This is a genomic window from Radiobacillus sp. PE A8.2 (assembly GCF_045635475.1).
In the GTDB taxonomy this organism is placed as follows: Bacteria; Bacillota; Bacilli; order Bacillales; family Amphibacillaceae; genus JBJGXI01.
Genome location: NZ_JBJGXI010000002.1, coordinates 127376 through 148226, shown reverse-complemented (window position 1 = coordinate 148226; position 20851 = coordinate 127376). Strand labels below are relative to the sequence as shown.

The following is a 20851-nucleotide window of genomic DNA, read 5'->3' as shown; positions in this document are numbered from 1 at the left end:
GTAAAATAAGGGGTGAAACGTGTGAGACTTCGTAAACTCTCGTTTGAAGAACTAGTCAATCAAAACAAACAGGAACTATTAAATGACGAAAAAGCAATGAAAAAAATTGAAGAGCAAGTTGAGCTTAAACAGGCTAGTACTGTGAAAAAACAATTACAAAACACATAAGTTGATAATACCATAGAACCTATAAATAACCCAAATGAAGTAGAGATGGTCCTTATAACAAACTGTTATAAGGATTTTTTGGTTTTTGTATTTTTTACTCTACTACCTTATTAGAAGTTGGGAGAGGTTTATTACTCGATTTTTATTTTGAATTGCTATAATCTGTATATAGTTTAATCAATTTCATAATATTAATTTTAAGCTATTTTCAGGCATTATATTGTTGAAACAAAAACTATAAGGTAATTATGAAATTGATTCCGTATTATTGTAAAAGGAAGTGTAAATATGTTGGAGCAGACTGGTCTTGTTCTTGAAGGTGGCGGCATGCGAGGAACTTACACTGCTGGCGTACTCGATTATTTTCATGATGAAGATATCACATTCCCATACGTAATAGGTGCATCTGCGGGAGCAAGTGTAGGTAGCTCCTATATATCTAGACAAAGAGGAAGAAATTATAAGGTTCTGGTTGAATATGGCGAGCACCCTGAGTATATTTCTTTTAAACGATGGTTCAAAAATAAAGAATTATTCGGTATGGATTTTATATTCGACATACTTCCAAAAAAATTAGTTCCTTTCGATTTTGAAACGTTTTTTGAAACGAAAATAAAATTTGTTGTAGGTGCAACCGATATTACAACAGGGGAAGCAGTTTACTTTAATGAATTTCATAATCAGAATGATTTACTTCAAGTAATTCGAGCTTCAAGTTCATTACCATTATTAGCACCAAGTATACATATACAAGGGAAAGAATTGCTTGATGGTGGAATCGCAGATCCAATTCCAATTCAACCTTCTATAAATGCAGGTAATAAAAAGCATGTGGTTGTATTAACAAGGAACCCTGGTTATGTAAAAAAAGCCATGAAATTTTCATGGCTATTTAGTCGAACTTATAAAGATCACCCTAAATTAATAAAGGCAATCGCAACTAGACATTTGAAATACAATCAAACGATTGCAAAAATTGAAGAAATGGAGAAGAATGGTGAAGTTCTAGTTATTAGACCGCAAGCACCTCTCCACGTTAGTCGAATTGAAAGGAACAGAGAAAAGCTACATGCTCTTTATTTGCAAGGATATAAAGAAGCTGAAAGTTATCGTAACCGTCTTCGAGAATTCCTTGATTTAGAAACGTAAAAACACTGCTGGGTACTTATTTTGCAGTGTTTTATTTTGCTTTTAATTATAAGGCTGTCACTAATAGATTGCTAGTATACCAACCAAATTATTTGGGAATAATGATAAAAAAGAAAGGGGAGATTACAATGGATAATTGGATTTATGCTCAGGTAACAAGCGGAAGCCAGTGGATTATAAATAAATCACAACTCAGCCCGCTAGGAATAACAGATCAACACATTTATATCGGACTTGGATTTTTAGGAATTGTACTTTGTTACATATTGTTGTTGCCTCTGCTTCGTTTACTCGTATTACTTCAATGGGACAAGCTTTTAGCATATATTTCAGGAAGTTTATTGCTATTATTCATGATTTGCTTTTTTGAAACAATGCAAGCAGTAGAGTTTTCAAAAGAGCTTGAGATTAGTTACTTAGCTGACACTATACTCGGAATAATTGGCTTTGGGTTAATTCTATTTGTTATTCAACTGGTTCAAGCAACAGCATCTCTAATGAAGCGACAAAATTCAAAATCGCTTTAGTATATTCGGACGACAGAGGGCGTTCTTTTTTGTTTAAACTTTTTTTATAAAGTTTTTAACTTCAGACTTGAAGTATAATTCGAGGTAATGTATTGCTCGTGATTTCCGCTCCAGGCAGTTAACCACTCTCCAAGTTACGACGCATACTAGGATAATTTGCGTAATAAGAACAGATAGCCAAAGTTTAAAAGCATGCCTCTAGTTCTATGACAAACAGATCGGCTAAGTGTCATGGATTAATAAAGAAGTTGTAAAGTTTGTAGCAGCAAGTAATCATCAAAAAACAAAGTGGAAAGTGGTTTGCTATTTTTAGTGTTGAAAAACAAGTACAAACCCATCCACCGATGATTGCAAATACAATTGGTATTGATTTAGGCATCCAATGCTTTGCTTTTCTTTTCGATGGCGGGAAGATTGAGCCACCCAAGTATCTTTTGCAAGCAGAAAAGAAACTACAGAAGGAACAACGTCGATTATCCCGCAGACAAAAGGGTACCCAAAATTGGGAAAAGCAAGTCGAAAAAGTACAAAAAGTCCACACTAAAGTAGCCAACCAACGACGAGATTTTCTCCATAAACAGAGCTATCGGACCTGCGGTAACCATGTCAAGAAATCGCTGTCTGTCCGTACACATATATGCCCGAAATGTGGTCTGGTGATGGATCGAGATGAAAATGCAGCCCTAAATATTCTACACCGAGGATTAGAAAAGGTACAAGCAATTGTATCCTATTCTACAATTCCCTATGCACTGTAGGTCGAGGTCACGACCGAACAGTATAATCTACGCCTGTGGAGATAGTGTAAGACCTTCCTCGAAAGAGAAAGGCAAGGATCGCAGAAGCAGGAAAAGTTCTTTCAATGTTAGGAAAGATGCTCCATCAAAATCTTAGATTTAGGTGGAGAGTGTTCACGCCGTAGAATTGATATAGAAATTTCTACATACCCACCTATAAAAATGAAACAATAAAGATATTCAATCCGTATATACATTATATAGGAGGGATTAAATTGGATATCGCACTTGTCTTTGGCGTATTTATCTTTATCGGACTGGTTTTATTAGTATTGAATATAATTACAAGCATTTGGGCTTATCGTGATTCTATTCGCAAGGGAAATAGTAAAGAATTTGCTATTATAGTTCTTTTTGGAACCCTATTTTTTCCTGTAGTTGGGTTAATTGTATATTTGATTATTAGAGCAATATCAGACTAATGCTATAGGAGCAAGGACTACATCAAAATAGGTGCTAAATGCTTTAGTTGCATTTAACACCTGTAACCGGGAGAACTTAGTAGTTACGATTACGTTTATAAGGAGAACGACTAATTTGACCCAGTGAAGAGGCGGTGAAATAAGAAGAGTAAGGTTTCTTATGATCAAATTCTTTTTGTTTACTTTCATTCCATCCTAGAAATTTGGAAAGAATTCTTTTTGCTTGTGATAATGACATTTGTGGCTTCGGATTTCGATAATCTTTATCAACGTTTCCTAAATGCTCCAGGGCTTTAAAATCTTCTTTTGATGGAGGAATATGGAAATAGTAATTACTTACTTTTACTAGTAAGGTAGAATGTTGATGACTAAATTTGGGGTGATCAGAAAAGTGAAGCCCAACCTTTGTTGCCTGTTCTTGTTTGATTAATTTAAGGATCGCTTGTTTTTTCATTGTATACAATTGTCGTGGTATTGGTGCTGTTTTTGCATGACGATTGACAACAAACAATGCTTTAGCAATATTGTCAATGTTCGTTTGATCAGTATCACTCATTAGCAAACCTCCCTTTATCTATGATTGTTTTAATCTTACACAATCTTTCATCAATTGGCAAATCGTGTTAACGTAAAAACTAAGAATAACTGCAGTTATTCTTAGTTTCTACTGGTTTACATCATTTTTTTTAAATCAGATATAATCGTATCAAATTGATCTGTTGTAAATCCATCATAACTTTTTATCGTATTCCCCTCTGGGGTGACAAGATAAAATCTTGATGTATGAATAAATTGGTCATCTTCACCTGCATCATCAACATATGCCTTAAAGGAATCCATTGCAAACTTCTTAATTTCATCGTACTGATAGCCAGTAAGGAAATTCCAATTACTAAAATCAACTCCACGCACTTGTCCATATTCTTTTAATACCTCTGGAGTGTCTTGTTCTGGGTCAATCGAAAATGAAACGAACTCTACACTGTCCAAGCCTTCTTGTTGAAGTCTTTCTTGTAATTGGACCATGTTTGCAGTCATTACCGGGCATGCAGTTTGGCAATTCGTAAAGATTGTATCAGCGATCCAAAACTTTCCTTCAAGGTCCTCGTTACTGACCGTTTGGTTGTCCTGATTTGTGAATTCAAATGGTTGAACGTTATAAGAGAAATCACCTTCATATTTTGAACCACATGCTGTGAGTACAAATAATAATAGGAGCACTATAAGCTTCTTGTACAAATGATTATGCATCGTTTATCCCCCAATTCTAATAATCGTTTCAATTTTATCATTATAACAATAAAAAATCGATAAATTGTCTTAGTTTTATATAGTTAATTGGTAGGTTTCAATGTATAAAAGCTTATTTCTGGTCTACATAAGAAGCGATAAGGCATTCTTGTAGTTCCTATGCCTCTACTGACATATAACTCAAGTGGATTTGTACCTATTGTGTACTTACCTTCGACATACTTCTCTGCAAAAGGTGGAGTATACAAATAACCTAAGAGAGGAACTTGGATTTGACCACCATGGCTATGTCCGGACAGCTGCACGTCAACAGGATAACTTTTGGTTATATCTGCATAGTCAGGTTCATGAACTAGCAACATTGTGAAAATATTTTCGTCAGTTTGCGCTAAGGCAGACTCAATATCAGGACGACCAAGCATGACATCATCTAATCCAGCTAGCGTAAAGAAATTTTCTTCTATATTAATTTGAACATTGCTATTTTGTAAAAGCTGAAAGTTACTTTGATCCATCACGCGTTTAACAAGATCTGTGCCGTATCCCCCGTGATCATGATTTCCATATATCCAATACTTGCCATATGGTGCAGTGATATTGGCTAATGTCTCAATTAGTTTATCATCCCAATCATATTTGTTAGGCATATCTACCAGATCACCTGTAAATAAAACAAGGTCGGGATCTTGGTCATTAATTGTTTGTACAAGTTCTGTGAATTGTTCTAATGTATAATGAAATCCTAAGTGTGTATCACTAAATTGAGCTATTTTAAAGGATTCAAATGCTTTAGGAATCTTTGTTGATTTGATCGTATGTTCATGAATGGTTAGCAGGGTCGGCTCTATTTCACGTGCATAGTAGAATGAACCTCCACCTAATCCTAAGAAAGTAATGGTGCTGGCCAATAATTTTTTTAAAAATGATCGACGATTCATTAAGGCAAAAACCTTTCTCTATTAATCTCTTATAGAATTTGTTCAAAAGGGCGTAACTGATCAGCGGTGAATTCTAGAGTTGGTCCTTTTTTCCAGTTTTCACGCGATTAAAAAGCCTAAAGTGTGGTCTCGGAGATTCACAGCTTAGACCTGCTTGCTGCGAATTGTTCACCTTTTGCGATTCACTATAAATTATACACTAAATTTCATAAGAAATATGCTTGTACTATACAGAAAAAATACCGATAGTATGAATTGTCGGTTTATACTAATGGACCCCTTGTACGCTTTTTAATTTTATATCCTTAACTTGCTTGCTTTTAATTCAGGGTATCGAAGTTCATTTGGAAAAGTACCCTATAAAATCTTAGCATATGCATCTATGTAATGAACTAATCAAAGAAAGGAACGCTGGTATAGTATCAAAATTAGATCTGACTAAATTTGAAAAAAATAAATATCCATAATCACACTCACCAAGTTATCGTTGAAATTTTAAAGCTGCAACAAATATGCTTTCCTGGTATGAGCCATTGGAAAAAAGAGCGTTTAGAAAGAAATTTATTTAGAGCGCTTTCTAGAAGGGCAGTTTTGCGTGGAGTATGATGATCAAATCACAGGCAGTTGCTCCAGTCTTATTATCAATTTTGATGAATACGATGATAAGTATTCAGCGGATGATATTACCGATGAAGGATATTTATCAATCATGATCCTGAAGGGTATTATTTATACGGAATTGAATTCATGGTGCACCCTGATTTTAGAAGAATGAAAATTGGACGTAGGCTATATGATGCAAGAAAGGGTCTTGCAAGAATGCTTAATTTGAAAAGTATTATCATTTGGTGGGAGGATTCCAAGATACTATGAACATGATGATGAGCACTTGTCAAAAGAATGTAGAAGCTGTCATGACATCGTATTTATGACCTAGTGCTTATTATATTCACGCCATTCTGTAATGATGATCGTCAAGGATGCTTAAGAGTACGTTATTGTGCGCAAGCTCGTTTAGTGGAAAACCAAGTTTATATTGTAATAGCTGGTACAGTTGAAACCTCTCACAGGAGGAGAATAGGATATTCAGTATGCTCAACCAGGAATTTTTAGGCAAACTGACTTTGAGTTTGTCCGTGACGGGACAGCAGGGGAATGTAATCCTAATATTGAAAGAGCAGTAGGGGATGGTGACCTAGAAATTGTTTGAAGACAGTGAAAATCAGCAACAGTTTGCCAACTTAGAGATCGCCGTAACGATTTATCCAAGATTATAAATACCAAACAATAATTCAATAGTAACTTTTTTGAATTTATGCTAGAATAAAGTTGTAGGTACGGTCTAGGAAGTGCTCCTTCACAGCTAAGAAAAGGAGTGGAAACAATGAAAAGCATTGAAAAAGATTTAACAGATATTGTAGTAGAGGATTTAATGATATCCTCAGAAAAAGTCGCCCATGTTCAAATGGGTAATCCTCTAGAACATGCCTTATTAGTATTGGTTAAGGCGGGGTACTCAGCTGTTCCGGTATTAGATACAACTTATAAGTTTCAAGGCACGATTGGAAAAACGATTATCTTAAATCATATTCTTGGTATCGAACGATTTGAATTAGAAAAACTATCCACCACAAAGGTACAAGAAGTTATGAACAAAGATATCCCTTGTCTACATAAAGATGATGATTTATTAAAGTGCATGAAAATATTAATCGATCATACATTCGTATGTGTAGTAGACGAACAAGGGTTTTTCGATGGAATTTTAACAAGAAGAGCAGTCTTAAAACAGCTGAACAGATTTCTGCATGTAAGTAAATATAGTCAGCTAATTACTAAATAATGTGATGGAAGGGTCCCTTTTTGGGGCTCTTTTTAATACCTAGCAATTTTAAAATGAGGAGCTCAAAGATAATAGTTATGCTGGTTTAGCCACAGTGTCCACCTTTCCATTCTAATAAGTATGTTTGTTTTTGGTAACAAATGAATTGAGTGGTGATAGTACTATGTTTGACTAGATTTATTACTTGTAAATTATTATTTGTTTTTGGTACAGTATAGAAGTAAAACAATGTAATCATAGGAGGAACATGAATTGAAAATGATGGACGCACAAGAAATAATCTCTTTTATTTCAAATAGCAAAAAATCCACACCTGTAAAAGTGTATGTAAAAGGTAAAAATCTAGCTAAAATCGAATTCCCTAATACTGTTAAAGATTTTGTTAATGGAAATACAGCTGTACTATTTGGTGAATGGAAAGAAATACAAGACATCTTACATAATAATCAAGACCAGATAGAAGATTTTGTCATTGAAAATGACCGAAGAAATTCGGCTATTCCACTATTGGACTTAAAAGGAATCAATGCACGAATTGAGCCTGGTGCAGTTATCCGTGATCAAGTTGAAATTGGAGACGGATGCGTAATTATGATGGGGGCAATGATCAACATTGGTTCTGTAATTGGAGAAGGAACGATGATTGATATGAACTGTACGCTTGGCGGACGAGCTACGGTTGGTAAAAATTGTCACATTGGAGCTGGAGCAGTTTTAGCAGGTGTAATCGAACCACCATCTGCGAAACCCGTAGTTATTGAAGATAACGTTGTTGTAGGTGCAAATGCAGTTGTACTTGAGGGAGTTACTGTAGGTGAAGGTGCTGTAGTGGCAGCAGGTGCAATAGTGACAAAAGATGTACCACCAAACACAGTAGTTGCAGGGACACCAGCCAAGGTAATTAAGGAAATTGATGCTCAAACAAAATCAAAAACCGAAATTATGCAAGCATTGCGTAAATTAGACGAAGAATAGAAATTTTAACAGCAGGAGGAAACCTCCTGCTGTTTTTAAAATTCACTAATAAAATTGAAAGGAAACATGACCCGTGGCAATTACCGAATTACAAAGAATAAGAAGAGCGTTACATCAAATACCGGAATTAGGATTTCAAGAATTTAAAACGCAACAATTCCTCTTAGATAAGATACAGACATTTAAGCAGAATAACCTTTCAGTGAAAAAGTGGAAGACGGGTATATTGGTGAAGGTACATGGAACGAACCCTATAAGGACGATTGGATTTCGCTGTGATATCGATGGATTACCAATTTTTGAGGAGACAGATTATGATTTTCGTTCTAAACATGAAGGTAACATGCATGCATGTGGTCATGATTTTCATATGACGATTGGCTTGGGAACTCTAAAAAAATTAGCGGAGAAGCCTATTGAGGATAATGTTGTATTTATCTTTCAACCTGCCGAAGAGGGTCCAGGTGGTGCTGAGCCTTTATTGCAATCTGAAGAATTACAAACATGGATGCCTGATTTAATTTTCGCATTGCATATTGCTCCTGAACTTCCAACAGGATTGATATCAACGAAACCAGGCTTATTATTTGCGAACACGAGTGAATTGTTTATTGATTTCAAAGGAAAAGGTGGACATGCAGCTTATCCCCATTTAACAAAAGACATGGTCGTTGCTGCTAGTTATTTTGTTACACAGCTACAACAAATTGTATCCCGCAGAATAGACCCACTAGAAAGTGCAGTAATCACGATTGGTAAAATCGATGCAGGATTTGTACAAAATGTAGTTGCAGAAAAGGCAAGATTGGAAGGTACCATTCGCACACTTAACCCAGAAATAATGAAAGAAGTTAAAGCTAATGTCGAAATGTTAGTAAAGGGTTTTGAAATTAGTTATGAGTGCTCGATATCGATTGATTATGGATCGAACTATTATCAGGTTTATAATGATGAACAAGTGGTTGAGCGCTTTAAAGAAATAGCTCAAGCACATAGCTTTGATTGGCATGATGCGAAGCCAGCAATGACAGGTGAAGATTTTGGATACATGCTAAGGGATATTCCGGGTTTCATGTTCTGGTTTGGAGTTGATTCTCCTTATGGACTGCATCACAGCAAACTAACACCGGATGAAGAAGCGCTTTCTATCGGGGTTAACATTGTTGAAACGGCAATTAGAGAGCTATAGCGTGAAATGAATAGTTAATAAACTTCTGGGAAATCTAGACATGTATGTTTGTATTTAGATTTACTTAGGAGGTTTCAAAATGACAAGAATAGGTGTTGAAGGTACACTTTCAGATGTAAGAAGTGCACTACAAGAAAAAGGTTATGACATCGTTGAGCTTAAGCAGGAGCAGGATGCACAAGGCTGTGATTGTTGCGTTATTTCTGGTCAAGATCAAAATGTGATGGGAATGGCTACAGCAAGTATAGATGGTCCAGTAATTAATGCATCTGGGATGAATGCAGAGCAAATCTGCCAAGAAGTAGAGAATCGTGTGAAGTAGAGTTTGGATAGATTTCACTAGTTCTGAGTTATTAAAAAAAGAGGGCTATATTCTTAGTTGCACTAAGAATATAGCCCTTCTTACTGTTATATCTTACTCGTTATCCTTTTTGATGTACACTTGATGTGGATACGGGATCTCAATATTTGCTTCATCTAATGCTTCTTTGATTCGTTTTCTCATGTCACGTTCTACAGCCCATTGTTTCATGTTCTCTGTTTTACCTAGTACACGTAATACAATGTCAGAAGAACCGAAGCTTTGGACGCCAAGTACATCAGGACCATCGATAAATCGGTCATCATTCTCTTTGAATTCGTCACAAACTTTTTGTAGAACTGCCATCGCTTCTTCAATGTTGTCATCATAGCTAATACCAATGTCTACTAGTGCTCGCATTGAACCACGGGAATGGTTGCTTACCCCAGCAATATTGCGATTAGGAACAAAGTTCAATGTTCCGTCGAAGCTGCGAATTTGAGTAGTTCGTAGACCAACTTCTTCAACAATGCCATCATAGCCGCCAGCTGTGACGTATTCATCCACTTCAACTTGGCGCTCTAATAGTAAGAAGAATCCTGTTACTACATCACTAACAAGACCTTGTGCACCAAAACCAATAGCAAGACCAACTACACCAGCAGCGGCGATTAGTGGTGCAAGATCAAAATTAAATATACCGAGTAGCATAACGATGAATACGAAAAACAATACGTATGAAAAAACATTTTGCAGCATCTTTTCTAATGTTTTCATTCTTCCTGGTGACACTGCACCAACGTTTTTGGTTAAGCTTGATGAAATAACCTTTTTACCAATTTTGGATACGATAAGAAATCCAATAACTAGTAAGATAATTTGTAGACCCTGGCCAACAAGTAGGGTCGAAACCTTTTCTATTGTATCCGTAATAAATTCCATATGTACATCTCCTTTCTACAGTCTTCTTTATGATAATAGAAATCTGAGCTGATAATCAAGTTATTGATATTTGGAATCGAATAAACATGCTTTTCATTGGGTATATTAGTAGATATTGTAGATAATCTTCAGTTTGTAGAATATTGTTGAATATTGACTAGGAAATATCAATTTTGTATAATCAAGTTTGTGAAAGAAAGAACAACATATTTTTAAACAATAATATGGAGGGATTACATATGGCAGAACGCATGGTTGGTAAACAAGCACCACGTTTTGAAATGGACGCAGTACTAGCTAACAAAGAATTTGGAAAAGTCTCTTTAGAAGAAAATATGAAAAATGACAAATGGACGGTACTATTTTTCTACCCGATGGATTTTACATTTGTATGCCCAACAGAAATAACTGCATTATCTGATCGTTTTGATGAATTTGATGATTTAGATGCAGAGGTAATTGGTGTATCAACAGATACAATACATACACACTTAGCATGGATTAAAACTTCTCGTGAAGATAATGGTTTAGGTGATTTGGAATACCCGTTAGCAGCGGATACAAACCATCAGGTTGCAAAAGATTACGGTGTTTTAATTGAAGATGAAGGCGTAGCACTTCGAGGATTATTCATTATTAGTCCTGAAGGTGAGCTGCAATATCAAGTTGTAAATCATAACAATATAGGTCGCGATGTGGACGAAACTCTTCGTGTACTGCAAGCACTTCAAACAGGTGGTCTTTGTCCGGCGAATTGGAAACCTGGACAAGAAACACTTTAGTACTTGTGGAGGTCTAACAATCTGTTAGACCTTTTTACTATTTGGAAACTAAAGGAGGAAAAAAATTGAAGCTTAGAGAGCCGATGCCTAACTTTGATGGAGCAACATCATGGCTAAATGGTGAAGTTTCTAAGGATGAATTAGTAGGAAGTAAACCAACATTGATTCATTTTTGGTCTGTGAGTTGTGGCTTATGTAAAGAAGCAATGCCAAATGTGAATGAATTCCGAGATGAATACAAGGATGAGCTTAATGTAATTGCAGTTCATATGCCGCGTTCTGAAAAGGACCTAGACTTAGACCAAATCAAGGCAGTTGCTGATGAACACAATATTACACAACCTATTTTTGTCGATAATAAACATACTTTAACAGACGCATTTGATAATCAATATGTCCCTGCTTATTATGTTTTTGATGCAGAAGGAAACCTACGCCATTTCCAAGCAGGTGGCGGTGGAATGAAAATGCTGCGCAAGCGCGTTAATCGAGTACTTGGAAAAACGGATAAGTAATATTTTAGAAAAGCCTAACCCTTCATTGAAGAGTTAGGCTTTTGTTTTTTCATAGATGCATATAATTAACGCAGCAAAGCAATTTCAGCGTTTTGCTGTTTAAGAAATTCCAGTCTAGAAAACTACATAAAAAAAATAATAAAAATTAAGTCGAAAGGGTGGAAAATTATTTCGGAACCCGTTATATTTATAGTTACGTAAAAAAACATCAGGAGGAGGGAGACAGTTGCATACTTTATTAAAATTCAAGAAATTTTACTGGCCTTATAGAAAGTTTTTTTTCGCATCTTTGTTTGCGATGTTGATTGTCACCGCAATAACTGTCATATACCCAATCGTTTTACAAAAAACTATTGATGATGTTGTATTAGAAGGGCGATTTCAGCTCATTCCATACTTATCTGTAGGATTTTTTGTGCTCGTGGGATTTAAAGGTGTTGCTAACTTTTTTCAACAATATTTAGGAGATTTATTTGGGGCTTCTACAGTATATCGTTTAAGAAATAGCTTATATCAGAAACTTCAGAGGCTATCGTTTACTTATTACGATAATGCAAGAACAGGAGACTTAATGTCCAGATTAACGATGGATGTTGAAGGATTAAAATTTTTCCTAGCAGCTGGATTTAAAGAATTACTTAAGATTGTCTTATTAATTGTTATTAGTTTAGGGGTTATGTTTTTTTATTCTGTTCAATTGGCACTCGTTACAATGGCTGCGATGCCATTTCTAGCTGTCGTTGTTTATCGGTTTGACAAGCGAGTACATCCATCTTTTCGAAAGGTACGTAAATCATTAGGCCGTCTGAATACGCGGATCCAAGAAAATGTTAGTGGGATGAACACAGTTAAATCTCTATCAAAAGAAGACTTTGAGATTGATAGATTTACAGACAACAATGTGAATTATCGTGAAATTAACATAAAAACATCTAAAATCTGGTCGAAGTATTTTCCTTTGATGGAATTTATCGGAAATGTTTGTATGGTTGCCTTATTAGCGTTTGGTGGGTATCTAGTCGTAGACAATCAGCTTTCCTTAGGTGAATTAATTGCATTCTTCAGCTTAGTTACTTACATTTTAGGACCGTTGATGCATTTAGGTTTCATCGTCAACTTATTTTCACAAGCGAAAGCCGCAAGTGAACGTTTGTTAGAAATATTGGAAACAGATGAGGAAATAGAAGAGAAAAATACTACGATCGATAAAGAAATCATTCATGGTCATGTAACTTTCAAAAATGTTACGTTAAGATATGAAGAGGATGATGATGCAGCACTAAAAGATATTTCGTTTGATGCACCTCCAGGCAAGGTTATTGGATTAATTGGAGGAACTGGTTCTGGAAAAACAAGTATTACACAATTAATTACACGTTTTTATGAACCGCAACAAGGTCAAGTGATGGTTGATGGAAAGCCTTCTAGCGATTATAAACTAAAAGCTTTAAGAAGGAATATCGGTTTTGTACTTCAAGAATCATTTTTGTTTTCTACTACGATAAAAGAAAATATAGCTTACGGAAATCCTGATGCATCGATGGAACAAATTATTGATGCTGCTAAAAGAGCACAGGCCCATGAGTTTATCTTGGAAATGCCTAAGGGCTACGATACGATGCTTGGTGAAAGAGGAATGGGGCTTTCAGGTGGTCAGAAGCAACGTATTGCAATTGCAAGAGCAATCTTAATCAACCCAAGCATTTTAATCTTAGATGATGCTACTTCAGCGGTAGACATGGAGACAGAATTTAAGATCCAAAAAGCTTTAAAAGAAGTGATGAAAGATCGAACAACATTCATTATTGCGCACCGTATTTCTTCATTGAAACATGCGGATGAGATTCTTGTATTGGATGATGGAGAAATTGTTGAGCGTGGCACACACGAGACACTACTTCACCATGGTGGACCTTATCAACGTGTCTATGACATTCAATATCAAGACAAAGAAGCCATCATGAATGCTGCAAATTAAGGGGGAGCATAAATGACTAAACGCGCAACAACCCAAATAGGCAATAAAACAAGTCGTCATTTAAAACGCTTCTATTATCCACTAGATCAAGCAGTTGAAAAACCGTTTAACTGGAAGCAGATGGCACGATTATTAACCTATATTAAACCATACGCTAAAAAATTATTACCTGGCGCTTTAATCGCAATGTTAATATCAACAATTGTCCGATTGGCAGTACCAATTCTTATCGGTAAGGTTGCTATTGATATCGCGATAGCGAATAATGATATTCGCTTCCTTACTTATCTGGTAATAGGCATTGCTGTTTTATATCTATTTAGTTATGTCGCGAACACGCTTCGAATTAGGTGGGTTAATATTCTAGGTCAAAACGTTATTTATGATCTAAGAAGACACCTTTTTTCTCACGTTCAACGTTTATCACACAACTTTTTTGATAAACGGTCAGCTGGTTCCATTCTCGTACGTATTTTAAATGATGTTAATGCATTGCAGGAATTATTTACGAACGGGATCATTAACCTGTTAATGGATTTAGTCATGCTTTTCGGTATTGTTGCAATCCTGTTTGTACTAAGTCCTAAATTAGCATTAGCGGTAATGATTATTTTGCCAATTATGTTTTACATTTCTACGAAACTACGTAGAAGCATCCGCAGATCTTGGCAGGATGTACGGATCCAGCGCTCTAGATTAAATTCACATTTAAATGAGAGCATGCAAGGGATTCGAATTACACAATCTTTCTCACAAGAACCAGAAAATACAGAGTTTTTTGATGGTGTAAATACAGAGAATTTTGAAACTGAGCGTATTGCTACAAAGAAAAGCGCCTTCTTTGGACCGTTCGTGGAACTGAGTAACGCAATTGGAACTGTTATTTTAATTTCCTATGGTGCACATTTAATTATTATTGGTCCAGAGAACGGTGGGATAGAAACAGGTACTTTTGTAACATTTGCCTTTTTAATTGGAATGTTCTGGGAGCCGATATCTCGCTTAGGTCAAATATACAATCAGTTGCTTATGGCGATGGCTTCTTCTGAACGTATATTCGAATTTTTAGATGAACAACCGAATGTTGAGGAAAGCGCAAATGCGAAAGAATTCACTAATATGCAAGGACATATTGAATTTGATCGTGTACAATTTTCTTATAATGAAGATCGAATTGCGCTGCATGAAATTACTCTAGAAATGAAAGCTGGTCAAACGGTCGCGTTAGTTGGTCATACTGGTTCTGGTAAATCAACGATTGCTAACTTAATTAGTCGATTTTATGATCCTACTAATGGGGTTGTGAAAATTGATGGTCAAGATATTAGGGACATGAAGCTAGATAGTTTGCGAAACAATATTAGCGTTGTTTTACAGGATACTTTTATTTTTTCTGGAACGATTTTGGAAAACATTCGCTTTGGTAGACCCGAAGCTACTGATCAAGAGGTATATGAAGCAGCGAAAGTTGTTGGAGCGGATGATTTTATTAGAAGACTATCGAATGGTTATTTGACCGAGGTAGAGGAAAGAGGTAACGTCCTTTCCGCTGGGGAGCGCCAATTACTATCATTCGCAAGAGCGCTGTTAGCAAATCCTCGAATTATTATTTTAGATGAAGCTACAGCTAGTATTGATACAGAAACAGAGGTAAAGATTCAACGAGCATTGCGCACACTGCTTAAGGGTAGAACTGCAATTATGATCGCTCACCGCCTATCAACGATTCGAGAAGCGGATAACATTATTGTATTAGAACATGGAAAAATATTAGAGCAAGGAAATCATGACGAATTAATGCGAGAAAAGGGCGAATACTTCGACCTAGTCAAATCACAATTCCAAATGTTAGATGCATTGTAAGACAAAAGCCTTTGTCAATTTTGACAAAGGCTTTTGTCTTTTTATAAGATACAGGGATTTGTAAAGTTACTTGCTTTTTTGAAAATCCGTAATCGAAGTAAAATGCGTCGTAGTAGTGATTGCTAATCCGGCGCTGTGGAAAAATACGCCCTTTCCGAGGGGAACGCTTCAGCCTCCTTGATCGCAAAGAGCACTCTCTGCGGGGGCTTCAGACTGTTCCTTTCCCGCTGGAGTGACGTATTTTACCACAGCTTAGGGTGGTTTTCTGTTACACACCTTTTATGAAGCGTAGGCCCTACACTTTGACTCCTGCGGGAATAGTGGCGTAAGTGAGACCCCGCAGCGGTGCACATGTATGATAAGTGAATACCTAAACACTACGACGCATACTAGCTGGTTTGCGCAATAACAACAAACTTTCAGAATGAATATTCTATATTATGAACTCCCTTTATTAAAGTAAATATGGTAGACTAATGGCATGCATTACTTGAGTTGGAGGAAAACGTCATGAAAAGAGAATTTGCTGTCATTGGCTTAGGTCGATTCGGTGGTAGTATCTGCCGTGAACTTAGTGAAGAAGGTATGGAAGTATTAGCTATTGATATTGAAGAGGACAAGGTTAACGAATTTAAAAATATTGCATCACATGCTGTGATTGCAGATAGTACAGATGAAAAAGTATTGAAAGAATTAGGAGTAAGAAATATCGACCATGTGATCGTCGCCATTGGTGACAATATTCAGGCAAGCATTTTAACAACACTAATGTTAAAAGAACTAGGGATTAAAAAAATCACGGTTAAAGCTCAAAATGATTACCACGAGAAAGTATTGAATAAAATTGGTGCTGACCAAGTAGTTCACCCGGAAAGAGACATGGGAAAGCGAATTGCACATAGTATTATTTCAAACAATATTTTGGATCATTTGGAACTATCTGATGACCATAGTATTGCAGAGGTGAAGGCAGGACGTAAAATGACTGGAAAGACGTTAATTGATCTAGACATACGTGCTCAATATGGGTGTAACGTTGTGGCAATTAAGCAAAAAAAGGACAAGTTTATTAACGTATCTCCAATGGCATCTGAAATGATCAATGAGGGAGACATATTGATTGTTATTGGTGCGGACAAAGATATTTCTCGATTTGAGAAAAATCTTGTAGTAGAAGATGACGATTAAGTAGAAAAAGCCCTTTTCTCCAACTGGAGGAAAGGGCTTTTTAGTTATACTTCCATAATGATTGGTAAAATCATTGGTTTTCTTTTAGTTTTCTCATAAAGGAAAGGAGCAATGGTGTCGGTTATTTCATTTTTTATCTCCGACCACTGAGTTGTTCGTCTCTCCATCACTTTGTCTAGATGAGTAGCAACTATTTTTTGAGCTTGGTTAATAAGATCTTCTGACTCTCTCATATAAACAAATCCTCTAGAGATGATATCAGGACCAGATGCGATCTTAAATTCTTTCATGTTAATGCTTACTACTACGATTACTAAACCTTCCTCAGAAAGAATTCGTCGGTCTCGAAGAACAATATTACCAATATCACCAATACCACTACCGTCAACATAAACAGTCCCAGAAGGAATCTTACCAGCAATTGCTGCACTGTCTTTGCCGAGGGCAAGTACATCTCCAATATCCATAATAAAGCTGTTGCTTGGATCGATATCGCAAGCTGTTGCCAGCTTGGTGTGTTCTTTTAACATACGATATTCACCATGAATCGGCATAAAGTATTTCGGTTTTATTAAACGCAACATTAACTTTTGTTCTTCTTGACTACCGTGTCCAGATGTATGGATATCATTAAGAGGGCCGTGAATAACATCCGCGCCTGCACGATAAAGTAAATTTATGGTCCTGCTTACACTTAGTGTATTTCCAGGGATTGGAGAGGATGAAAATACAACTGTGTCACCAGGGATAATTTGGATTTGTCGGTGTGTTCCGTTTGCGATTCGAGATAAAGCCGCCATTGGTTCGCCTTGTGAACCTGTACACAAGATAGTTACGTCCTGTGCTGGGATGCGATTGATTTGATGGGCATCAATAAATGTTTCTTTAGGTGCTTGAATATAACCAAGTTCTTGTCCAATCGTGATGGCAGATTCCATACTTCGACCAAAGACAGCAACTTTACGGTTATGTTTCACTGCGTTCTCAACAACTTGTTGCAATCTATATATGTTAGAAGCAAACGTTGCAAAAATCAATCGACCTTTAGCGCGGCTAAAGATATCACTAATGGTTTCTCCTACCTTTTTTTCGGACATTGTAAATCCTGGCACTTCACTATTTGTACTGTCAGAGAGTAGGCAAAGTGCGCCTTCTTTTCCGATCTCAGCCATCTTAGCAATGTTTGCTGGTTCACCTACAGGTGTAAAGTCAAATTTAAAATCGCCAGTATGAACAATATTTCCAGGTGGTGTTTTTACTACAATCCCATATGAATCAGGTATGCTATGAGTAGTACGGAAAAAAGTTACCGATGTTTTCCGGAATTTAATTATATCTTCTTCTGCAATAGAATGCATCACGGTATTTCGCAATAGACCGTGCTCTTCTAGTTTGTTTCTTATCAGTCCGATCGCAAGTTTTCCAGCGTAAATAGGAACGTTAATCTCTCTTAAAAGGTATGGAATACCTCCAATGTGATCTTCGTGCCCATGTGTAATAAAAAGTCCTTTAATTTTATCTTGATTCTGCACTAGATAGGTGTAATCAGGAATAACATAATCGATTCCTAATAATTCATCCTCAGGAAATTTAATACCTGCGTCTATTAAGATAATCTCATCTTGGAATTGAACGCCATACGTATTTTTGCCAATTTCCCCAAGACCACCTAATGCAAACACCGCAGTTTGGTCATTTTTGACAAATTTCATAGTTATACTGTCTCCACTTCAAAATCTTCTGCGTTTTGCTCATAGTTTAAGTGTGCTTCGTCAAGCTGCTGGATAAATTCGATATTAATATTGCGATCGGAGAGTGCTTTACGTACTTTTCTTTCTGATACGGCCTCGATGTATAAACTCTTCGTGCGTTCACGAACAGGAATTTCATTTGGTATTTCTTGGTATAGTACTTTGTAAATCAATACCATCTCTCCTAACTTAATTGTCTATTTTCCGTTTTTTATTCATAGCATAGCATTGTAATCCGAACACTAGAGTAGGATTGTTACATTAATATTAATCATTTTTACATGTAGTTGGTACACGACCTTTTCGCCCTAACAAATCTTTCCATCTCTTTTTTAGCTTTTCTCTTAAACGTTTTAACATTGTTTCCTTACAGCTCCTTTCTTAGACATAAAGAAAAGCAATTTAAAAACGTTCACCGATCCAATCCCTCTTAACTTACAGTATAGTATGATTAGTAAAATATTGAAATAGAAAAGCCATGAAAGTATGCAAAATATTTTTTTCATGCCTTCAGAAACTTGATTATATCGCGTTTTCATGTAATGATATTTTTTGTTAATTCATCATTTTTTATGCAGAAATCACTACATTCGATCACTTAAATTAGTAACAAAGGGGGATGAAATTGAATAAAAAAATTGTTTTTTTTGATATAGATGGGACGCTAGTGGATCATAATAAGCAAATCCCTGATCAAACGGTTGAAGCAATAAAGCAATTGAAGCAACAAGGAGTTTACGTTGTGATTGCTACCGGTCGTGCTCCATTTATGTTCAAAGATATTAGAGAGCAACTGGAAATCGATTCATACGTAAGCTTTAACGGACAGTATGTTGTTTTCGAAGGCGAGACTATCTATGAAAATCCACTTGAATATCAGCATTTAACTGAACTAACAAACAGCTCAAATGCTTCCGGTCATTCACTTGTCTATATGAATCACAAGGAAATGAGAGCTTCTAATAATAATGACGAACGTGTTAGTGAAAGTTTAAAAACGTTAAAAAGAGATTATCCCGAAATTGATCCACAATATTATGAAAAAAATGCTATATATCAAGTGCTTCTATTTTGTGAGCAGCAATCTGAGGATCGATATACACGTGAACATCAACAATTAAGATTTATTAGATGGCATGATTTATCTTGTGATGTTTTACCGTTGGGTGGTTCTAAAGCAATAGGTGTCGATAAGTTAATAGCAGCATCCGGTATAAGTCATGATCAGTCCTATGCGTTTGGTGATGGTTTAAATGATATGGAGATGTTACAACATGTTGGTGTCGGTGTTGCCATGGGCAATGCTATTTTCGAGCTTAAACAAGTTGCTGACTATGTAACAGATGATGTAGATAATGAAGGGTTAGTCAAGGGGCTTTATGAGGTAGGACTTTTGAAGTGATTCGCTAGCCTTTATGGCACTTGGACTTAAGACGTTTTGAAAGTATTATTAAACGGGTTTTATAAATTTTTAGACGAATAACAAAGGAGCCGATATCTCTCGGCTCCTTTGTTATTCGTCTTCTATTATCTGTCGATTTCTCGACTGTTTTCCGGTACTTCAAAAGGATTTTCTTTGTTGATATGGTCGTAAAACATAACTCCATTTAAATGGTCGATTTCATGTTGGAAAACAATAGCAGCAAATCCTTTTAATCTTATTGTTAGCTCATTGTCATCTAGATCAGTAGCTTTGACTGTGATTCTAGCATACCTCGGTACGAAACCAGGAACTTCTCGATCAACAGACAAGCAACCTTCACCAGTAGACAAGTAAGCTTTTTCTACTGAGTGACTAACAATGCGAGGATTGAACAGTCCATAACTGTATAGATTTTCGTTGAAATCTTCAAAGTGAACAGCAACCATTCTTTTGGAAATGCCTATTTGCGGTGCGGCCAATCCAACACCAGGTCGTAAATCATACTTTTCAGCAGTTGTTTCATCTTGACTATTTTTTAAATACATAAGCATATCATTTAAAATGGCTTTGTCTGTATCACTGGCAGGGAGTGGCACCGTTTTTGCTTCTTTTGTTAAAATAGGATTTCCCTCACGAATGATATCATCCATTGTAATCATTTATTTACGCCTCCGTTCACTTTTTTAGCTGCAATATAGTTTAACAAGACAAGCTATAAAATGGCAATAGTTATGTTATAAAAAGCTTGAACATGAGATACAATGTAATAAGGATGATTAAATAAAAGCAAGTCTTTTGCAAAGGAACATAAGTGCCGTAAGAGTTAGAAACTATTTACTTCGATTGCAT

Annotated in this window: 22 protein-coding genes and 1 pseudogene; 16 read left to right on the top strand and 7 right to left on the bottom strand. The window is 36.1% G+C overall.

Annotated features, from left to right (window positions below):
• Window positions 1-21 precede the first annotated feature (21 nt).
• The 5 genes from ACI6MV_RS02015 (at window position 22) to ACI6MV_RS01995 (ending at window position 3063) form a co-directional block, all read left to right on the top strand.
• A complete protein-coding gene (locus ACI6MV_RS02015) occupies window positions 22-168 on the top strand; it encodes an FbpB family small basic protein (RefSeq protein WP_407268176.1) in 147 nt (48 codons plus the stop codon).
• A gap of 288 nt (window positions 169-456) precedes the next feature.
• On the top strand, window positions 457-1317 hold the full coding sequence (locus ACI6MV_RS02010; RefSeq protein WP_407268174.1) for a patatin-like phospholipase family protein: 861 nt from the start codon (window positions 457-459) through the stop codon (window positions 1315-1317).
• A 128-nt stretch (window positions 1318-1445) separates the two neighbouring features.
• Window positions 1446-1844 (top strand): hypothetical protein, encoded by a 399-nt coding sequence (locus ACI6MV_RS02005; RefSeq protein ID WP_407268173.1) that lies wholly within the window; start codon window positions 1446-1448, stop codon window positions 1842-1844.
• Window positions 1845-2116: 272 nt separating this feature from the next.
• Window positions 2117-2602 carry an RNA-guided endonuclease InsQ/TnpB family protein gene (locus ACI6MV_RS02000; protein WP_407268226.1) on the top strand — a complete coding sequence of 162 codons (486 nt, stop codon included), beginning with the start codon at window positions 2117-2119 and terminating at the stop codon, window positions 2600-2602.
• Window positions 2603-2862: 260 nt separating this feature from the next.
• Window positions 2863-3063, top strand: a complete 201-nt coding sequence (locus ACI6MV_RS01995) for a hypothetical protein (protein WP_407268225.1) — start codon at window positions 2863-2865, stop codon at window positions 3061-3063.
• Window positions 3064-3139: 76 nt separating this feature from the next.
• Here ACI6MV_RS01995 and ACI6MV_RS01990 read toward each other — a convergent pair whose 3' ends face one another.
• The 3 genes from ACI6MV_RS01990 to ACI6MV_RS01980 form a co-directional block, all read right to left on the bottom strand.
• A complete protein-coding gene (locus ACI6MV_RS01990) occupies window positions 3140-3619 on the bottom strand; it encodes a YkyB family protein (RefSeq protein WP_407268172.1) in 480 nt (159 codons plus the stop codon).
• 116 nt (window positions 3620-3735) lie between these two features.
• On the bottom strand, window positions 3736-4314 hold the full coding sequence (locus ACI6MV_RS01985) for an SCO family protein (RefSeq protein WP_407268171.1): 579 nt from the start codon (window positions 4312-4314) through the stop codon (window positions 3736-3738).
• Between the two features lie 83 nt (window positions 4315-4397).
• Window positions 4398-5252 carry a metallophosphoesterase gene (locus ACI6MV_RS01980; protein WP_407268170.1) on the bottom strand — a complete coding sequence of 285 codons (855 nt, stop codon included), beginning with the start codon at window positions 5250-5252 and terminating at the stop codon, window positions 4398-4400.
• A 416-nt stretch (window positions 5253-5668) separates the two neighbouring features.
• On the opposite strand from ACI6MV_RS01980, the pseudogene ACI6MV_RS01975 reads away from it, so the two are divergent.
• The 5 genes and pseudogenes from ACI6MV_RS01975 to ACI6MV_RS01955 all read left to right on the top strand — a co-directional run bounded on the left by ACI6MV_RS01975 (window position 5669) and on the right by ACI6MV_RS01955 (window position 9581).
• Window positions 5669-6543 (top strand): annotated as a pseudogene (locus ACI6MV_RS01975) (GNAT family N-acetyltransferase).
• Window positions 6544-6636: 93 nt separating this feature from the next.
• Complete coding sequence (cbpB, locus tag ACI6MV_RS01970; RefSeq protein WP_407268169.1) at window positions 6637-7095, top strand: cyclic-di-AMP-binding protein CbpB; 459 nt, start codon at window positions 6637-6639, stop codon at window positions 7093-7095.
• 252 nt (window positions 7096-7347) lie between these two features.
• Complete coding sequence (gene dapD, locus ACI6MV_RS01965) at window positions 7348-8070, top strand: 2,3,4,5-tetrahydropyridine-2,6-dicarboxylate N-acetyltransferase (RefSeq protein ID WP_407268168.1); 723 nt, start codon at window positions 7348-7350, stop codon at window positions 8068-8070.
• A gap of 73 nt (window positions 8071-8143) precedes the next feature.
• Window positions 8144-9259: an N-acetyldiaminopimelate deacetylase gene (locus ACI6MV_RS01960; RefSeq protein ID WP_407268167.1), complete on the top strand. Its 1116-nt coding sequence runs from the start codon at window positions 8144-8146 to the stop codon at window positions 9257-9259.
• Window positions 9260-9338: 79 nt separating this feature from the next.
• A complete protein-coding gene (locus tag ACI6MV_RS01955) occupies window positions 9339-9581 on the top strand; it encodes a YkuS family protein (protein ID WP_407268165.1) in 243 nt (80 codons plus the stop codon).
• Window positions 9582-9674: 93 nt separating this feature from the next.
• On the opposite strand, the gene ACI6MV_RS01950 is transcribed toward ACI6MV_RS01955, so the two are convergent.
• Window positions 9675-10502 carry a mechanosensitive ion channel family protein gene (locus ACI6MV_RS01950; protein WP_407268164.1) on the bottom strand — a complete coding sequence of 276 codons (828 nt, stop codon included), beginning with the start codon at window positions 10500-10502 and terminating at the stop codon, window positions 9675-9677.
• A 239-nt stretch (window positions 10503-10741) separates the two neighbouring features.
• Between ACI6MV_RS01950 and ACI6MV_RS01945 the strand changes: the two genes are divergently transcribed.
• The 5 genes from ACI6MV_RS01945 (at window position 10742) to ACI6MV_RS01925 (ending at window position 16828) form a co-directional block, all read left to right on the top strand.
• Window positions 10742-11284 (top strand): peroxiredoxin, encoded by a 543-nt coding sequence (locus tag ACI6MV_RS01945; RefSeq protein WP_407268163.1) that lies wholly within the window; start codon window positions 10742-10744, stop codon window positions 11282-11284.
• 65 nt (window positions 11285-11349) lie between these two features.
• The gene (locus ACI6MV_RS01940) at window positions 11350-11799 is read left to right on the top strand and encodes a TlpA family protein disulfide reductase (RefSeq protein WP_407268161.1); all 450 of its coding nucleotides are present in this window, start codon (window positions 11350-11352) and stop codon (window positions 11797-11799) included.
• Window positions 11800-12025: 226 nt separating this feature from the next.
• Window positions 12026-13777 carry an ABC transporter ATP-binding protein gene (locus tag ACI6MV_RS01935; RefSeq protein WP_407268159.1) on the top strand — a complete coding sequence of 584 codons (1752 nt, stop codon included), beginning with the start codon at window positions 12026-12028 and terminating at the stop codon, window positions 13775-13777.
• A 12-nt stretch (window positions 13778-13789) separates the two neighbouring features.
• Window positions 13790-15640 (top strand): ABC transporter ATP-binding protein, encoded by a 1851-nt coding sequence (locus ACI6MV_RS01930; RefSeq protein WP_407268157.1) that lies wholly within the window; start codon window positions 13790-13792, stop codon window positions 15638-15640.
• A gap of 510 nt (window positions 15641-16150) precedes the next feature.
• Complete coding sequence (locus ACI6MV_RS01925) at window positions 16151-16828, top strand: potassium channel family protein (protein WP_407268156.1); 678 nt, start codon at window positions 16151-16153, stop codon at window positions 16826-16828.
• A 44-nt stretch (window positions 16829-16872) separates the two neighbouring features.
• On the opposite strand, the gene rnjA is transcribed toward ACI6MV_RS01925, so the two are convergent.
• Complete coding sequence (gene rnjA, locus ACI6MV_RS01920; RefSeq protein ID WP_407268155.1) at window positions 16873-18540, bottom strand: ribonuclease J1; 1668 nt, start codon at window positions 18538-18540, stop codon at window positions 16873-16875.
• Window positions 18541-18542: 2 nt separating this feature from the next.
• The gene (locus ACI6MV_RS01915) at window positions 18543-18752 is read right to left on the bottom strand and encodes a DNA-dependent RNA polymerase subunit epsilon (protein ID WP_407268154.1); all 210 of its coding nucleotides are present in this window, start codon (window positions 18750-18752) and stop codon (window positions 18543-18545) included.
• Window positions 18753-19198: 446 nt separating this feature from the next.
• Here ACI6MV_RS01915 and ACI6MV_RS01910 point away from each other — a divergent pair, with 446 nt between their 5' ends.
• Window positions 19199-19981 carry a Cof-type HAD-IIB family hydrolase gene (locus ACI6MV_RS01910; protein ID WP_407268153.1) on the top strand — a complete coding sequence of 261 codons (783 nt, stop codon included), beginning with the start codon at window positions 19199-19201 and terminating at the stop codon, window positions 19979-19981.
• Between the two features lie 125 nt (window positions 19982-20106).
• On the opposite strand, the gene def is transcribed toward ACI6MV_RS01910, so the two are convergent.
• Complete coding sequence (gene def / locus ACI6MV_RS01905) at window positions 20107-20661, bottom strand: peptide deformylase (protein WP_407268152.1); 555 nt, start codon at window positions 20659-20661, stop codon at window positions 20107-20109.
• Window positions 20662-20851: the final 190 nt, after the last annotated feature.

What these genes read in the sequence shown, in the direction of transcription:
- ACI6MV_RS01910 (WP_407268153.1), top strand. Translation starts at nt 19,199, where the DNA reads ATGAAATTGAATAAAAAAATTGTTTTTTTTGATATAGATGGGACGCTA.
- ACI6MV_RS01930 (WP_407268157.1), top strand. Translation starts at nt 13,790, where the DNA reads ATGACTAAACGCGCAACAACCCAAATAGGCAATAAAACAAGTCGTCAT.
- ACI6MV_RS01925 (WP_407268156.1), top strand. Translation starts at nt 16,151, where the DNA reads ATGAAAAGAGAATTTGCTGTCATTGGCTTAGGTCGATTCGGTGGTAGT.
- ACI6MV_RS01980 (WP_407268170.1), bottom strand. Translation starts at nt 5,252, where the DNA reads ATGAATCGTCGATCATTTTTAAAAAAATTATTGGCCAGCACCATTACT.
- cbpB (WP_407268169.1), top strand. Translation starts at nt 6,637, where the DNA reads ATGAAAAGCATTGAAAAAGATTTAACAGATATTGTAGTAGAGGATTTA.
- ACI6MV_RS01945 (WP_407268163.1), top strand. Translation starts at nt 10,742, where the DNA reads ATGGCAGAACGCATGGTTGGTAAACAAGCACCACGTTTTGAAATGGAC.
- ACI6MV_RS01950 (WP_407268164.1), bottom strand. Translation starts at nt 10,502, where the DNA reads ATGGAATTTATTACGGATACAATAGAAAAGGTTTCGACCCTACTTGTT.
- ACI6MV_RS02005 (WP_407268173.1), top strand. Translation starts at nt 1,446, where the DNA reads ATGGATAATTGGATTTATGCTCAGGTAACAAGCGGAAGCCAGTGGATT.
- ACI6MV_RS01985 (WP_407268171.1), bottom strand. Translation starts at nt 4,314, where the DNA reads ATGCATAATCATTTGTACAAGAAGCTTATAGTGCTCCTATTATTATTT.
- def (WP_407268152.1), bottom strand. Translation starts at nt 20,661, where the DNA reads ATGATTACAATGGATGATATCATTCGTGAGGGAAATCCTATTTTAACA.
- ACI6MV_RS02010 (WP_407268174.1), top strand. Translation starts at nt 457, where the DNA reads ATGTTGGAGCAGACTGGTCTTGTTCTTGAAGGTGGCGGCATGCGAGGA.
- ACI6MV_RS01955 (WP_407268165.1), top strand. Translation starts at nt 9,339, where the DNA reads ATGACAAGAATAGGTGTTGAAGGTACACTTTCAGATGTAAGAAGTGCA.
- ACI6MV_RS01990 (WP_407268172.1), bottom strand. Translation starts at nt 3,619, where the DNA reads ATGAGTGATACTGATCAAACGAACATTGACAATATTGCTAAAGCATTG.
- rnjA (WP_407268155.1), bottom strand. Translation starts at nt 18,540, where the DNA reads ATGAAATTTGTCAAAAATGACCAAACTGCGGTGTTTGCATTAGGTGGT.